Below are 15,349 nucleotides of genomic sequence, written 5' to 3'. Positions count from 1 at the left end.
TGCCCAGCTCCTCGAGAAGCGTCTTGGCACCCAGTACCAGGAAGTCCTGCTGCGCGGCGACCCGACCGGAGACCGACCAGAGGTCGCTCGGCTTGACGTCGATGGTGCCGCTGCCACCCGACGGCTGGGCGGGTGAGGAGGGGCCGACCGTCAGGCACTGCCTCCCCAGCCTTCGAGTACGGACCTGTTAGCTGTGGCGTAGTTCAGGTGCCCCTTCACCACGACCTCGTTGGTCAGCTTGCGACACAGGTTCGAACGTGGGGGGCCGACATGGGTGATGAGTCCAAACTCGCTTACACATCGTCGGAGTTGAAAAAGCTGGCGGACGATCTGGACGACATGCACGAGTATCTCGGCAAGCAGTTCAAGCGCATGGACCAGATCGTCGACGGCATCGAGACCGGCTGGCAGGGCCCCACTGCAACGTCCTATCGATCGCTCCACCGCGGAGCTGCGGAGGATGCCGTGCGCATCGGGCAGACCATTCAATTCCTGGCGGAGGCCATTCGTCTGAGCGAAGGAGGCTTCACGGACCAAGAGCTCGAGACTCTTGAACAGTTCCGCAGAGTCCAGGTCGACGTCGATGTAGAAGCAGCCGCAGACGCCCTGTCCACGCCGTCGAACCAGCAGCCCCGCAGCCGCCTGCAAGACCTCTGAAGCACAGGTACCGTCCCCTCGACATGGTCGGTAGGTCATCCACTGTGCCGCCTCCGGACGAGGTCGATCGGGTGTGATCGTCTGTGGCACGCACCGGCCACTCGTGGGCGGGTACGTCGGGACGGTGTACGCGCGTCGCACCTGGTTGCGGGTGCTGAGCGCCGTCATCGTGGCCGGATGACTGCACCGTCCGCTCCCACGGCCGGCCCTGCGCGAGCGGATCCGGGAGGAGAGCCATGCTGACGTACTCCTTGATGTCCTGGCGCTGCGCACGCGGCTCCCCATTCTCCTGACACATCCCAGGGACCAGGCGGGATGGAGCGCGGCGGCCGACGCGTCGGGACAACTGGCCGGCCTGGCCCAGGTGGTGACTCTGAACTACGTGACTGCACAAGCCGTCCGGCGCGCCCACGAGCAGTTGGCCGTACCCAGCGGTGGCGCCCGGCTGGTCTGGCCCGTCCTCGGCTTGGAACACCCCTCGTACTCGCGTGAGGAGGTGTCCCAGGCGTCCTTCGTGGAACGGCGGTTGATGCTGTCGCTTGTCCACCTCTCTGTCATCGCCCCTGGCAGTGACACGGCGTGGGAACGTGCGCGGCAGGCTGCGTACCGCGCGGGAGCCCGTAGGGCGGCGGAGCAGTTGTCGCGCGCCCAAGCAGCCGGAGACACGACCGCCGAGCTCGAAGCACTGCAGAAACGTGTCCGGCAGCTCGAAGAGGACTCCACGTCCTGGGAAAACATGGCACAGAGCTGCAGGGAGGAACGCGACAAGGCGCGAGACGGTGCCGCCACCGCTGAGGCCCTGCGTCAGGACCGGGACTACTGGAAGAACGAGTACTTGGGCCTGTCGAAGGGCGGGAGCGGGCGGGCGGCCACATTCGATGCCTGGAGCGAGATCCCTTCCTTGGGATCGGATGCCGTGCTCACTTTCGAAGCTCTCGCCAAGGCATCGGAGGATCACATCGTGTTCACGGCGAGAGCGGCGCACGCCTGGAAGGACTCCCGCTACCCGTACCCCCAGGAGATGACCGACCGGCTGACCGCCCTCGCGCAGGCTGCAATGGACCTGTACTCCAATTCCGGCAAGATGCCCAGGCTGGCCCAGTGGTTCTACGACAACCACGGACTGAAATACGCGCCGCAACGACGAGAAACTCAGCAAGGACAAGGACAAGCGTTACTTCACGTTCAACGGGAAGCGCTGGGACGGACTGCCGCACATCAAGGTACGGGACGCCGTCTCGCCCAACGAGGTCGGACGCATCTACTTCGCCCTCGACTCCGAGGAGAAGCGGTTCATCGTGAACCATGTGGGACTGCACCTGTAGCCGGCCCGGGCGGGCACTTTGGCGGCCTGTTCACCGACTGTCGGCTGTGACGCTCGTTTGACGCTCCAGGTACCCACACGCAGGTCGGCGAGCTGAGAAACGGTCTCTGACCTGGGCTTTTCCGTGATGCGCTCAGGCCGACATCTTTCCGATGACGCATCATGTGGAGTGCGTGGCGATTCTGGAGCCTGTCGCAAAGGGCGTCTGACCTGCGGGTTTGGGTGGTGTGCGCTTGCTGCAGTGCGGAGATCATGCCGCGCTGACCAGCAGAAACGCTGTCTGCGCCTCTTGGCACGGTGGGTGACCGCCTGCGCGGGCCTTACCCGGTCGACGCCGCGGCTGCTCAGGGCTTTTTGGCGACTGCCCCGTACATGGCGATGTCGCGGCCGTTGATGCCGTTCTGTTCGGGGCCGGGGCGCCAGGTGTGCACCTGGGTGACCCCCGGCTCCTGCACTTCCAGGCCGTCGAAGAGCGAGGTGGCGGTGGCGAGTTCGCGCAGGACGAAGGGCATGCCTTGCTGGCGGTATTCCTGGGCGACTTGGTTGACCTCCTCGGGCGCGAAGTCCGCGGTGCCGATGGTCATGGCCAGGTAGCTGCCGGACGGCAATGGATCCAGCAGCTTGGCGATCAGACGCCGGTCGTCGGGCGGCAGGATGAAGTGCATGATGCCGATCACCATGAGGCCGACGGGCCGGCTCAGGTCGATCAGTTCCCGGAACTCGGGGCTGTCCAGGATGGCGTCGGGGTCGTGCATGTTCGCGTCCACGTAGGCGGTCGCGCCCTCGGGTGAACTCTGCAGGAGGGCGCGGGCGTGAGCGAGGACGATGGGGTCGTTGTCGACGTAGACCACGTGGGATTCCGGAGCCACTTCCTGCGCGATCTCGTGCAGGTTCGGCGACGTCGGCAGGCCGGTTCCGATGTCGAGGAACTGGCGGATGCCCCGTTCCTCTGCCAGGAAGCGGGCGGCTCGGTGCATGAACCGGCGGTTTTCCAGCATGTGCACGGGCAGGGCGGGCCAGTGCCGGGCCATGGCGTCGCCCGCTTCCGCGTCCACGGGGTAGTGGTCTTTGCCGCCCAGGATGTAGTCGTACACCCGGGCGGAGTGGGCACGTGTGGTGGCCAGTCCGTCCTGACGGCCGCTCGGCGTGTTCATACAGAGCCTCTTTCGTCAGGGGACGGGCCTTCTCGACGGTATAGAGGCACTGTTCCGGGTGCAAACGATGAGGTGCTCGGTGAGGGCGCTCATCAGTCCGGGCGGGCTTGCAGGGCGATGATGGCGATGTCGTCCCGGCGGTGGTGAACAGGTGGGAGAAGGCCGCGGATCAGGGAGCGCAGCGGAGGGCTTCGGCGGGCCAGCGCGTCGGTGCGTTCACGCAGCCTTCGGAGGTTGTCGCCGATGTCCGTGTCCGGCGTCTCCACCAGCCCGTCGGTGTAGAACACCAGGGTGTCGCCCTCGAGCAGGTCTGCGTGGACGGTGGCGCGGGTGAGGCTGTCGGTGACGCACAGGGGCGGGTCCGCGGCTGTGAGGCCGTGCAGATACCGCGACGGCGCGTCCGCCGGGATCAGCAGGGGCGGCGGGTGCCCGGCGTTGGACAGGGCGATGTGCCAGCCGCCGTGGGTCCGGCGGCGCAGGACCGCGTGTACCGCCGTGACCATCGCCGGGCTGTCGAGCGCCTGCACGATGCGGTCGAGACGGCTCAGGGTGACCGCAGGGCTGGCGGCCGGGCCGCTGTCGTACGCGAGTCCCCGCAGGATGCTGTTGACCCGTGCCATCGCCATGGCCGCGTCGAGGTCGTGCCCCGCGATATCGCCGATGGACAGGGCGAGGGCGTCGGCGGAGAGCCGGACGGCGTCGTACCAGTCCCCGCCGACCTCCGCCGCCGAGTCCGCCGGATGGTAGAGCGCGGTGATCGTGAGACCGTCGATGGACGGCGGGGCCGCCAGGAACGACTGCTGCAGCGCAAGCGCCTTGCCACGGATGCTCTGCAACTCCATCGTCCTGCGCAGCGGCCCACTCATCTGCTGGAAGAGGTCCCGCAGCAGTGAGAGGTCGGCCTCGTCCGGGGGCGGGTTGCCCCGACAGGTCGCGATCGTCGCCAGCGCGACGGTCCGGCCGTCCACCACCACGGGCACCAACGCCACGCCAGTCGCCTCGGCCTCCCGCAGCCACCGCACGGAAACGTCCGAGAGCCCGTCCCCGGGGGGCCCGCCCGGGGGGAAGGCCAACAGGCTGGCCTCCTGGCTCTCGATCGCCCGCCGGGCGACCGGACCCAGCACGAAATCGGCGTCGAGCGGGGGCAGGGAAGGCAGCCCGGGGGCGAGCCCCACACGCTCCGGAGACGTTGCGGCCGGTGCGTCGGCGGGCCGCACGCCGGCCTCGACGCCGTCCACGAGACGGAAGATGGCCACCGCGTCAGCGAGCTCGGGCACAACGGCTGCGGCCGTCGTCAGAAAGGCCTCCGAAAGATCGCGGGCCGCGGGCACCGCCGCCATACGAGCCAGCAACTTCTCCCGCATACGGCCGCGCCAGTGTTCCTCCGCGTCGGTGGCCGTTCCGACGAACTCCACCTCACCGTCCTCGTCGACAACGGGCGCAGCGATGATTTTGACGTGGCGGAAGCGGTCGGCGGCGCCGTCGAGCCGCACCCTGACGATCGTGTCGAGTGGTGACCGCTGCTGCGTGGCCCTGCGCCACGCCCGTTGGAACCAGTCCCGGTCCTTGGGATGCACGGCATCCATCCACGAGGTATCGATGCCGGGAGTCCACAGCTTCTCGGCGATCCCGCCTCCGGACAACACGGTGACGACACCGCCGGGCGACATCACCCACACCGACTGCGGCACGGCCCCCATGAGCGCCTGGTACCGCCTGAGGAGACGCTCCTCGTTCACGGCCGTCCCCTCCGCCGCCGGGCCGACGGGACCGAGGACCGGGCCGGCGGGAGGGCACCGCCTGCGGCCTGCCCTGAGCACCTCCGCCCGTCCCACTCTCCGGACGGCGCCAGTGGATCATCACCACTCATGCTCCGATACTCCCTCGCATCCCGCACATCAGCACACCCAGGCGCTCCGCGCGACCACCGGGCCTTGCAGCGGCCGACGGCGCCGCGGTGGGTACCGTCGGCCGCAGAGCGCACTCGCGGGGCAGGCCCAGGCAGACGGAAGCGCGGACACGCCCCTGAGTGCGACCGGCGCTCCCTCGGAAACTTGCGCCTCCTCGCGGCGCGATCCTGCACCGGGGCCCCGCCCCGGCCGACCGGTGCCGATCTGCTGTATTTCCCTGGACGAAACACACCTGGCGCCGGAGATCCGTGGCAACGGGCGCAGTCATGCAGGATTCCATCGTTGACGGGTCTCCGGGGCGTGGTTAACGTCCCTGCCATGTCATCCCGAGCCCACGCAGGCATGATCGACGAGCTGGACCGCCGCGTCATCGCGGCGCTCCAGCTCAACGGCCGTGCCTCGTGGAACTCCGTCTCCCGCTGGGTGGGGGTCAGTGAGACCACCGCGCAACGGCGCTACCAGGCGCTGCGGGAGCGGAGGCTCGTGCATGTGGTCGGGGCGCTGGAGCTGGACCGCACCGAGAGCGGCTCCTCCATGCTCGTACGTGTCCACGCCAAGCCGGGCAAGGGGCTGGAGCTCGCCGAGGTGCTGGCCGAGTGCCCGGAGGTGCGGTTCCTGGCCGTCGTCACCGGCACGGCCGACCTGATCGTCGATTTCGTCGCCCAGGACAACGAGCAGCTGATGAGGCTGCTCTTCACCGACCTGCCCGGGGCGCACCTGATCACCGGCACGGAGTGCGTCGCCGTCATCCGCAACTTCACCTCGGCGGCCATGTGGGACACCGGCCTGCTGCCGCCCGAGGCGGCCGCCGACCTGCGGCCCGTCACGCTCGCCCCACCCTGCGACCGTGACGACTGGGACCAGGCGCCACAAGCGCTGTCGGGTCTCGAACAGGCCGTGGCCGACGGTCTCGCGGAGGACGGGCGGCTGCCGGTCAGTACGCTGGCGCGCCGGCTGGAGCGCAGCGAGTCCAGTGTCTCGCGGGCCCTGGATCGGCTGGTGGAGCGCGGGGTCCTGCACTTCAGGACCCTCGTCGACCCGGCGCTCCTCGGGTACCAGGCGGAGTTCATGGTGTGGCTGTCCATCGAGCCGGACCGGCTCGACGCCGCCGGGCGGCAGCTCGCGCGGCATCCGGGCACCAAGTTCCTCGCCGCGGCCACCGGCCGGTTCAACCTGGTCGGCCACATGGTGCTGCCCCGCCGCACCGATCTGTTCCGCTACACCGGCGAGGTCATCGGTGCCCTGCCGGGACTGAACGCCTCCGACGTCACCGTCCACCTGGCCACCGTCAAGGGCGCCTGGACCCGGCTGGACCAGTCCGGCTGAGCCCCGTGGTCCGCGCCCGCCGGCGGGCCCGTCCGCATCCGGTCGTACATCTCCACACCGCAGATCCGCATACCGCGCGTCGGTGCTGCGGCATGCCCTCTGACACGTGTACACGGCGTGTGCCCGTCAGATCCCTCCCCGTCCCCGAGTCCCCCCGGGAGAGCACCATGTCCACGAACGAGCCGGACACCGCGACAGAGAGCTGGCGGTGGCCCGAGAGCGAATGGCGGCGGCACGTCGAGTCCGTCCGGGCCGGCCGTCGGCTGCTCCCCGAGCGCTGGCCCGACGGCGCGCGGGTCGCGGTCGCCCTGTCCTTCGACCCCGACCACGAGACCATTCCGCTGCGGGACGCCCTGACCAGCCCGGGGCTGCTCGCCCAGGGGGAGTACGGGGCGCGGGTCGGCGCACCGCGCGTCCTGGAGCTGCTGGCCCGTTACGGGGTGCCGGCGACGTTCTTCATGCCGGCCGTCTCCGCGCTGCTCCACCCGGACGAGGCCCGCGCCTACAACCGGGACGGGCATGAGCTCGCCGTCCACGGCTGGATCCACGAGCGCAACATGCTGCTCGGCGCCGAGGACGAGAAGGAGCTCGTGGGGCGCGCCCTGGACACCCTGACCGGCCTCACGGGACAGCGGCCGACCGGCATCCGCACGCCGTCCTGGGACTTCTCGGACTCCACCCTGCAGACCATCCTCGACCTGGGGTTCTCCTACGACTCGTCGCTGATGGCCGACGACGAACCGTACGAGATCGTGGCCGAGGGCCGGCCCACCGGGCTGGTCGAGATCCCGGTCGACTGGATCCGCGACGACGCGCCGTACTTCACCATGGACCGCTACGGCGCGGTCCGCCCCCACAGCCGTCCCCGCGACGTGCTGGAGATCTGGACCGACGAGTTCGACGCCGCCTACCGCGCCGGCGGCGTCTTCCAGCTCACCCTCCACCCGCACGTCATCGGCCACCGCTCACGGCTGGTCGTCCTGCGCGAACTCCTCGACCACATCGCCGGGCACCCCGGCGTCTGGTTCGCGACCCACGCGGAGCTGGCCCAGGCCGTCCGTACCGCGATTCCTCCGCACGAGATCCCGGAGCACACCTCATGAGCACCCGGTCCCCGGCGGCCCCGGCCGCGAACAGCACGCACAAACTGAGCGGCAAGCAGCGCAAGGCCATCGTCGCCGGCACCATCGGCAACACCGTGGAATGGGTCGACTGGGCCCTCTACTCCATCTTCGCCAAGATCATCGCCGATGAGTTCTTCCCCTCCGGCAACGGCGCCGTGGCCCTGCTGTCCACCCTCGCCGTCTTCGCCGTCGGCTTCGTGATGCGGCCCGTGGGCGCGGCCGTGCTCGGTGTGTACGCCGACCGGCACGGCCGTAAGAAGGGGATGACGCTCACGGTCGGGCTGATGGCGGGCGCCGCGTTCGTCATCGCCCTGACCCCCGGCTACGACTCCATCGGCGTGTTCTCTCCGCTGGTGCTGCTGCTGGCCCGGCTGGTCCAGGGGTTCTCCGCGGGGGGCGAGTTCGGGTCCTCCTCGGCGTTCCTCGTGGAGTCCGCCGCCGTCGGCCGTCGCGCCTTCGCCGGGTCGTGGCAGCAGGTGTCGGTCGCCGGAGGCGTACTGATCGCCTCGCTGCTGGGCACCCTCACCACCTCCGCCCTCAGCGACGCGGCCCTGCACGCGTGGGGCTGGCGCCTCGCCTTCGTCGTCGGCGGGCTGCTCGGCCTGGTCGGTCTGTGGCTGCGGGTCTCGGTCGAGGACACCGAGTCCTTCACCCGGGCCCAGGGTGCGGGCCGTACGCGGTCCAACCCGCTCAAGGCGATGTTCGTCGAGCACCCCGGCGCCGCGCTACGCGTCGCCGGCATCACCGTCGCGGGGACGCTGACGTACTACATCTGGGTCAACTACCTCCCGACGTACGCCAATCTCACCACCGGGATCCCCCTGAGCCGGGCCCTGCTGTCCCAGACGCTCTGCCTGGTGGTCTTCGTCGTCCTGCTGCCGTTCGTCGGCCTGCTCTCCGACAAGTTCGGCCGCAAGCCGACGATGGCCGCCTTCGCCGGCGGATTCGTGGTGCTGGCCTGGCCGTTGCTGCACCTGCTGAACGACAGCTTCCTCAGCCTGTTCCTGGTGCAGCTGACCGGGATGCTGCTGATCCTCGGCTACTCCGCCAACTGCGCGGTCATCATGGCCGAGCAGTTCCCCGCCGAGATCCGCGCCACCGGCATCGCCCTGCCGTACGCGCTGGCCGTCGCCCTCTTCGGCGGCACCGCCCCCTACCTCACCACCTGGATGCACGAGAGCGGTCACAGCGACCTGCTGTGGCTGTACGTCGCCGGGGCTTCGCTGGTCTCGTTCCTCGTCTACGTGACGATGCCCGAGACCAAGAGCAAGGAGTTCCACTGATGAGCCGCCATGTCCTGATCACGGGCGCGGCCGGCGGGATCGGCCGGGCGATCGCCGAGGAGTTCGCCGCGGAGGGCGCGGTCCTCACCCTCGCCGACCGAGACCGTGAGGCCCTCGACGCCGTCGCCGCACAGCTGGGGGCCACCGGTCCCGGCGCCGGATCCGGAGGCCCGGTGGGCACGTTCACCGTCGACCTGACCCGGCCGGAGGCGGCGGAGGACCTCGTCCGCCGGGCGTGGGAGGCGCGCGGCCCGGTCGACGTGCTGGTCAACGCGGCCGGCGTCTACCCGTCGCTCGACATGGGCGAGGTGACCGCCGCCGACTGGGACCGGCTCTTCGCCGTCAACCTGCGGGCTCCCGTACTGGCCACCGCGGCCTTCTCCCGGCTGGCCGCCGAGCAGGGCCGAGGCGGCACGGTGGTCAACATCTCCTCGGGCTCCGCGCTCCGCGCCCGTCCCGGGGGAGGCCCCTACGCCAGCTCCAAGGCCGCGCTGGAGATGGCCACCCGGGCCGCCGCCCTCGAACTCGGCGCCCAGGGCATCCGGGTCAACGCGGTCAGCCCCGGCTTCGTCCCGGTCGACAGCGCGTGCAACCCGGTCTCCGAGGAGTACGCCGCCGCGATCGGAGCCAACCCGCTCGGCAGGGCCGGCACCCCCGGGGACATCGCCCGCGCGGTCCGCTGGATCGCCGGCCCGGACGCGTCCTGGATCACCGGCGAGATCCTGCGGGTCGACGGGGGATCGAGCACCGGAGCCCTCCATCTGCCCCGCATCTGGCCACCGGAGCGCCCCGGACCCGCCGACGGCACCCCGCACACCCCCACCGCCGTCACCGCACCCGCATCGCCGGCCGACCCGGCCACGGAAGGAAACACCGCATGAGCAGCGACAGTTACACGGTGGTCGGCGCCGGAGCCATCGGCGGGACCCTGGCCTTCAGCCTGGCCCGCGCGGGCCACCGGGTCCGGATCGTCGACACCGACGCGGCGCACGTGACGGCGATCCAGGAGCGGGGGCTCACCGTCGCCCGGGGCGAGCACCGCGAGAGCGTACGGGTCGAAGCGGCGACACCGGACGCGTACGACGGCCCCGTCCACCGGGTGCTGCTGGCGGTCAAGGCACAGGCCACGGACGCCGCGCTCGACTGGATCGCCCCGCGCCTCGCGCCGGACGGCTGGGTCGTCTCGTTCCAGAACGGCTTCAACGAGGAGCTGATAGCGGACCGGATCGGGCCGGACCGCACCGTCGCGGCCTTCGTCAACATATTCGCCGACGTCATCGAGCCCGGGGTGATCCTCGACGGCGGCGCCGGGGCCCTGGTGGTCGGCGAGCGTCACGGCGCCGCCGTCTCCGCACGGGTCGGCGCGCTCGTCGCCGACCTGCAGAGCTGGGGGCCGGCGGTGGCCAGCGACAACGTCGAGGGCTACCTGTGGGCCAAGGCCGGGTTCGGCGCCATGCTGGCGGCGACGGCCCTGGCCGACGCGCCGATGGCCGAGCTGATCGACCGTCACCCGCTCACCATGCACGAGGTGGCCGGCGAGGTCTTCGACGTGGCCGAGGCGCTGGGGGTGGAACTGGAGGCGTTCGACGCCTTCGAACCGGATGCCTTCCGCCGGTCCGCCGACCCGTCCGTACGCCGCGCCGCCACCGCGCGTCTCACCGCCTGGCTGGGCACGCAGGCCAAGGACCGCAGCGGGATCTGGCGCGACCTGGCGGTACGCCGGCGCCCGGTCGAGGTGACCACGCACTACGCGGAGGTCTTCGCCCAGGCCGAGCGGCACGGGGTGAGCACCCCGGTGCTGCGCTCCGTCATCGCCGGACTGCGGGAGCTGGAGCGTGATCCGGGGCTGATGGCGGAGGAGCGACTGGCCGCGCTCGACCACCTCGCGCGCTCCCTCCCGGCCGCGCAGGGCGCTTCCGTCGGCCCCGGCCGGGACAGGGCCCGGGCGGTACGGGAGTGGCTGGAGGCGCACCGGGAGGACATGGTCGACGACCTCGCCGCGTACACCTCCCAGGGCAGCGCCAGCGACGACCGGGAGGCACTCGCCGCCTGTCTGACGTGGGTGCGCGGCTGGCTCGACGACGCCCTGGGGGCACCGCGGGCCGAGGAGGTGCTGGAGCGCGAGCGGACGGGGGACGTCCTGGTCCGCCGCTACCCGGGCACCGGCGACCGTCCGGTCCTCCTGCTGGGGCACTACGACACCGTCTGGCCCACCGGCACGCTGGAGGAGTGGCCGTTCCGGCGGGACGGCGACCTGATCACCGGGCCCGGCGTCTTCGACATGAAGGCCGGACTGGTGCAGGCGGTGTGGGCCCTGCGCGCGCTGGACGCGCTCGGTCTGCCGCGCCCGGCCTGCACCCTCATGCTCAACGGCGACGAGGAGACCGGGAGCCTCACCTCCAGCGAGGCGATCGTCGCCGAGGCCCGGGGCAGCCGCGCGGCCCTGGTCTTCGAGGCCGCCGCCGACGGGGCCGTCAAGACGGCACGCAAGGGGGTCGGCCTGTTCACCGTCACCGTCACCGGCAAGGAGGCGCACGCGGGCCTCGACCCGGAGGCCGGGGCCAGCGCGGTCGAGGAACTGGCCCACCAGATCCTGTACCTGGCCGGTCTGCGTGACCCGGCGGCGGGCACCTCTCTGAACGTGGGGGTGATCGAGGGCGGAACCCGGAGCAACGTGACGGCCGGACAGGCCGTGGCCCGACTCGACGTGCGCGTCGCCAGCGCGGCGGAACAGGACCGCGTCGGTGCGGCTCTGGCCGCGCTCCTGCCGGTGGACGGGCGTACGTCGGTCGAGGTGACGGGCGGCTGGAACCGTCCGGTCTTCGAACGCACCGCTCAGGTCGCCGAGTTGGCGGAGCTGGCCCGTACCTGCGCGGCGACGCTCGGCTTCGGTCTGCGCGAGACCTCGGTCGGCGGCGCCAGCGACGGCAACTTCGTGGTGGCGGCGGGCGTCCCGGTGCTGGACGGCATCGGCGCGGTCGGCTCCGGAGCGCACGCCCGCTCGGAGAACACCTCCGTGGCCGGCATGGTGGAGCGCGCGGCGCTGACGGCCACGGTCCTCACGACGCTTTCGGAGCGCTGAGGTCCCAGTCCCTCGCGGTGCCACCCGGCCCGCGCGGAGGTCTGCGCGAACTGAGGCACCCGCAGGGGCGGGCCCGGGACCCCGGGCCCGCCCCTGGCACGTCACCGGCCGATCGCCGCCGCCTCCGGGGGCAGGTCCTCCGGCAGCAGCAGGCGCAGGTCGTCCAGGCCCGGCGCGGACATCGCGCCGATCCGGCCGGCCTGACGGGTCATCATCCCCTCCAGGATCTGGCGGGCCGTACGCGCGTTGCCGAAGGCGTGGTCGCGCGGCAGGGCGTCCATGTAGTCCCGCAGCGCGGTCATCGCCTCGGGGGAGCAGTCGTAGCCGTAGTCGGTGGCCTGCTTGAACAGGATCTCCAGCAGGTCGTCCGTGGAGTAGTTCTCGAACTCCACCGTCCGCGAGAACCGTGAGGCCAGGCCCGGGTTGGAGTCCAGGAAGCGGCGCATCTCGCGCGTGTAGCCGGCGGCGATGACGACGACCTCGTCGCGGTGGTCCTCCATCAGCTTCAGCAGCGTGTCGACGGCCTCCCGGCCGAAGTCCGAGGTCGCGCCCTCCGGTGTGAGCGTGTACGCCTCGTCGACGAACAGCACACCTCCCAGGGCCCGTTCGAACGCCTCCTTGGTGAGCTGCGCGGTGTGACCCACGTAGCGGCCCACCAGATCGGCGCGGGCGACCTCGACCAGCTGGCCCTTGGGCAGGACGCCGAGGGAGCGCAGCAGGTCCGCGTACAGGCGCGCGACGGTGGTCTTGCCCGTACCCGGGGGCCCGGAGAAGATCAGGTGATTGCTGATCCTCGGGGTGGGCAGCCCGGCGGCCTTGCGCTGCTTCGCCGCGGTGAGCAGGTTGACCAGGGCGGCGACCTCGTTCTTGACCGCCGTGAGACCGATCATGGCGTGCAGCTCGGCGAGCAGCTCCTCGGAGCCGGGGCCGTCGTCCGCCGGAGCGCTGTCCGGCGCCACGTCCTCGGGCAGCAGGAGGGTGAGGTCGCTCTCCGCCGGGTTCGTCATGGAGGCGAGCCGCGACGCCTGCCGGTCCACCATCTCCTCGAACACCCGGCGCGCGGCACGGCCGTTGCCGAACGTGGCGTCGCGCGGCATACGCCCGTAGTGCAGGGCGAGCGTGTCCAGGGTCCGGGGGTCGAGCGCGTAGCGGTGCCCCGCGCACATGTTCTCGGTGATCGTCACCAGCTCGTCGACCGAGTAGTTGGCGAACTCGATGGTGCGGGTGAAACGGGAGGCCAGGCCCGGGTTGGAGGAGAGGAAGGTGTCCATCTCGCCGGTGTAGCCGGCGGCGATGACGGCCACGTCGTCGCGGTGGTCCTCCATCAGCTTCAGCAGGGTGTCGACCGCCTCCCGGCCGAAGTCGGCACCGGAGCCCTTGCTGTCGGAGAGCAGCGTGTACGCCTCGTCGATGAACAGCACACCGCCGAGCGCCTCGTTGAACGCCTCGGTCGTCTTGATGGCCGTGCCACCGATGACCTGGGCGACCAGGTCGGCGCGGGAGACCTCCACCAGGTGCCCGGAGCGCAGGACTCCCAGGTCCGCCAGGATGCCGCCGTACAGCCGGGCGACCGTGGTCTTGCCGGTGCCGGGCGGGCCGGAGAAGACCAGGTGGCGGCTCATCTGGGGGACGGGCATCCCCAGTTGGGCGCGGCGCTGGTTGAGCTGGTTGAGGTTGACGAGCGTCCGGACCTGGCTCTTGACCTCGGTCAGGCCGACCAGTGACTCCAGCTCCTCCAGCGGGCCCTCGGGCTCCTTGGCCGAGTCACCGGCCCCGCCGGTCGCGACGTCCGGCGGGAGGGTGTCGCCCCACGCGTCGGGGGCCACGTTGCCGGAACTGTTCAGGTTCTCGACCGTGAGCCGCTCGTTCACCCTCGTCTGCCTGAGGCCCGCGCCGCGGTTGTCGCGGACGGCGCAGCCGGTGACGGTGACGGGCTCGGCGGTGTCGATCCGGATGCCGTCGCCGACGCTGCCGATGACCTGGGAGGAGGTGAGGGTGGCACGGGCGCCGTTCGCGAGGAGGACGCCGTGGGCACCGCAGTCGGTGATGTGGGCGCGCAGGGCGGAGAGTTCGCCGCCGTTGTCCACCGTGATGCCGCCGGCCGTGGCGGACTCGATGCGGCAGTCCCGGAGGGTGGCCCGGCCCTCGCCGCCGACGGAGACGGTGGCGTCGGTCGCCGCCCGCATGACCGTGTCGCGGATGTCGGGGTTGCCCCCGGAGGCGATCCGTACCGCAGCGCCGCCCGCCCGGTCGATCTCGCAGTGCTCCAGCCGACCGCGCCCGTCCTCGGCCACCTCCACGCCGTGGCCGCCCGGTGAGGTGATCCGCGCGCGGCGCAGCAGCGGGTCGGCGCCGGTGCGTATCCGGATGCCGGTGCCGGCCGCGTCCGTGATCAGCAGGTCGTCGAACTCCGCCGACGACTCCTCCTCCAGCAGCACGGCGCCGCTCGCGTCCGCGCAGTCGCGCACCGCACAGCCCGTCAGGAAGGGCGCGCTGGAGTTGACCACCCTGATCGCGGGCGCGGCGGCGGTGTCGAACTCGCAGTCCTGGAAGGTGCCCCGGGAGCGCTCGGTGACGGCCAGGCCACTGCCCTTGGTGCGTGAGGTGCGGCAGTTCAGGAACTCGGGGTCGGCGCTCGCGGCCAGCATGATGCCGGGACCCGAGGTGTCGGAGACGGTGACGTGTTCCAGGACCGGGCGGGCGGAACTGGTGATGTAGACGCCGACGGAGGTGTCGTGCACCGAGGTACGCACGACCCGGGTGCCGCTGCGGCCCTCCAGGGCGATGGACGGCTTGTCCGTGCCGGAGATGTCGCAGTCCTCCACCAGGCCCTGCGCCTCGTCGGAGGTCAGCACGCCGTTGGCGCGGGCGTCGCGGATCCGGCAGTCCCGTACGGTCGCACGGGCCTCCGCGCCGATGACGACACCGGAGGTGCCCAGGTTCTCGATGAGGCAGCCGGCGATGATGCTGCCGGTGGGCGCGGAGTCCACGACACCGGCGCCCTTCGGGTTGCTGACCCGGCAGTCGCGCATGGCCACCGAGCCCGACTCGCGGGCCAGGACGGCCGTCCAGCCGGAGCCGATGACCGTACAGCCGTCCATGGCCACCTGGCCCCGCGGCGCGTCGACGACCGGCAGGTCCTCGCTCCCGCCGCGCAGGGTCAGGTCGGTGAGCATGACGGCGTCGGCGACGAGAACGACGGCGGTGCCCCTGCGCGGGCAGATGTCGACGCTGCCCGGCTCCCCGTCGGCGACGATGGTGACCCGGGTCCTGACCGTGAGGTTCTCCGGGTAGCGGCCGGGGTGGACCCGGATCACCGCACCCGTGCGTGCCATGTCCAGGGCATCACTGATCGTCCGGAAGCTGTCCGGTTGTCCCGACCCGACCCTGAGCAACTGCCGTGACACGCTCGATCCTCCTCCTTGTGGTGCCGCCGCCGTGTGCCTCTCCCGACGAGGGGGCCGACAGGGGACTGTTCCGCGTCCGGGT

The 15,349-nt window shown here is 71.2% G+C and carries 10 protein-coding genes; 7 read left to right on the top strand and 3 right to left on the bottom strand.

All coding sequences use genetic code 11. The features are described from left to right. Positions 1-270 precede the first annotated feature (270 nt). Positions 271-657 (top strand): WXG100 family type VII secretion target, encoded by a 387-nt coding sequence (locus tag ACZ607_RS08845; protein WP_469733187.1) that lies wholly within the window; start codon positions 271-273, stop codon positions 655-657. A gap of 382 nt (positions 658-1,039) precedes the next feature. Next, positions 1,040-2,032, top strand: coding sequence for a tropomyosin (locus ACZ607_RS08840; RefSeq protein ID WP_469733185.1), 993 nt, complete (start codon positions 1,040-1,042; stop codon positions 2,030-2,032). A 293-nt stretch (positions 2,033-2,325) separates the two neighbouring features. On the opposite strand, the gene ACZ607_RS08835 is transcribed toward ACZ607_RS08840, so the two are convergent. Both ACZ607_RS08835 and ACZ607_RS08830 read right to left on the bottom strand, forming a co-directional pair. Beyond that, a complete protein-coding gene (locus ACZ607_RS08835) occupies positions 2,326-3,135 on the bottom strand; it encodes an SAM-dependent methyltransferase (protein WP_469733183.1) in 810 nt (269 codons plus the stop codon). A 92-nt stretch (positions 3,136-3,227) separates the two neighbouring features. Further along, the gene (locus tag ACZ607_RS08830; RefSeq protein ID WP_469733181.1) at positions 3,228-4,874 is read right to left on the bottom strand and encodes a SpoIIE family protein phosphatase; all 1,647 of its coding nucleotides are present in this window, start codon (positions 4,872-4,874) and stop codon (positions 3,228-3,230) included. Between the two features lie 513 nt (positions 4,875-5,387). On the opposite strand from ACZ607_RS08830, the gene ACZ607_RS08825 reads away from it, so the two are divergent. The 5 genes from ACZ607_RS08825 (at position 5,388) to ACZ607_RS08805 (ending at position 11,860) form a co-directional block, all read left to right on the top strand. Beyond that, the gene (locus ACZ607_RS08825) at positions 5,388-6,371 is read left to right on the top strand and encodes an Lrp/AsnC family transcriptional regulator (RefSeq protein WP_469733438.1); all 984 of its coding nucleotides are present in this window, start codon (positions 5,388-5,390) and stop codon (positions 6,369-6,371) included. Between the two features lie 167 nt (positions 6,372-6,538). After that, the gene (locus tag ACZ607_RS08820; protein ID WP_469733179.1) at positions 6,539-7,474 is read left to right on the top strand and encodes a polysaccharide deacetylase family protein; all 936 of its coding nucleotides are present in this window, start codon (positions 6,539-6,541) and stop codon (positions 7,472-7,474) included. Further along, positions 7,471-8,778: an MFS transporter gene (locus ACZ607_RS08815; protein ID WP_469733177.1), complete on the top strand. Its 1,308-nt coding sequence runs from the start codon at positions 7,471-7,473 to the stop codon at positions 8,776-8,778. The genes ACZ607_RS08820 and ACZ607_RS08815 overlap by 4 nt, the downstream gene beginning before the upstream one ends. Further along, positions 8,778-9,659, top strand: a complete 882-nt coding sequence (locus ACZ607_RS08810) for an SDR family NAD(P)-dependent oxidoreductase (RefSeq protein ID WP_469733176.1) — start codon at positions 8,778-8,780, stop codon at positions 9,657-9,659. The genes ACZ607_RS08815 and ACZ607_RS08810 overlap by 1 nt, the downstream gene beginning before the upstream one ends. Further along, positions 9,656-11,860 (top strand): 2-dehydropantoate 2-reductase, encoded by a 2,205-nt coding sequence (locus ACZ607_RS08805; protein WP_469733174.1) that lies wholly within the window; start codon positions 9,656-9,658, stop codon positions 11,858-11,860. Before ACZ607_RS08810 ends, ACZ607_RS08805 begins: the two co-directional genes overlap by 4 nt. Before the next feature lie 101 nt (positions 11,861-11,961). Here ACZ607_RS08805 and ACZ607_RS08800 read toward each other — a convergent pair whose 3' ends face one another. Next, on the bottom strand, positions 11,962-15,267 hold the full coding sequence (locus ACZ607_RS08800; protein ID WP_469733172.1) for a right-handed parallel beta-helix repeat-containing protein: 3,306 nt from the start codon (positions 15,265-15,267) through the stop codon (positions 11,962-11,964). Between the last annotated feature and the right edge of the window lie 82 nt (positions 15,268-15,349).

The sequence above is a fragment of the Streptomyces sp. NPDC104381 genome (assembly GCF_055583745.1).
This window is presented reverse-complemented; position numbering and strand designations above follow the sequence as displayed.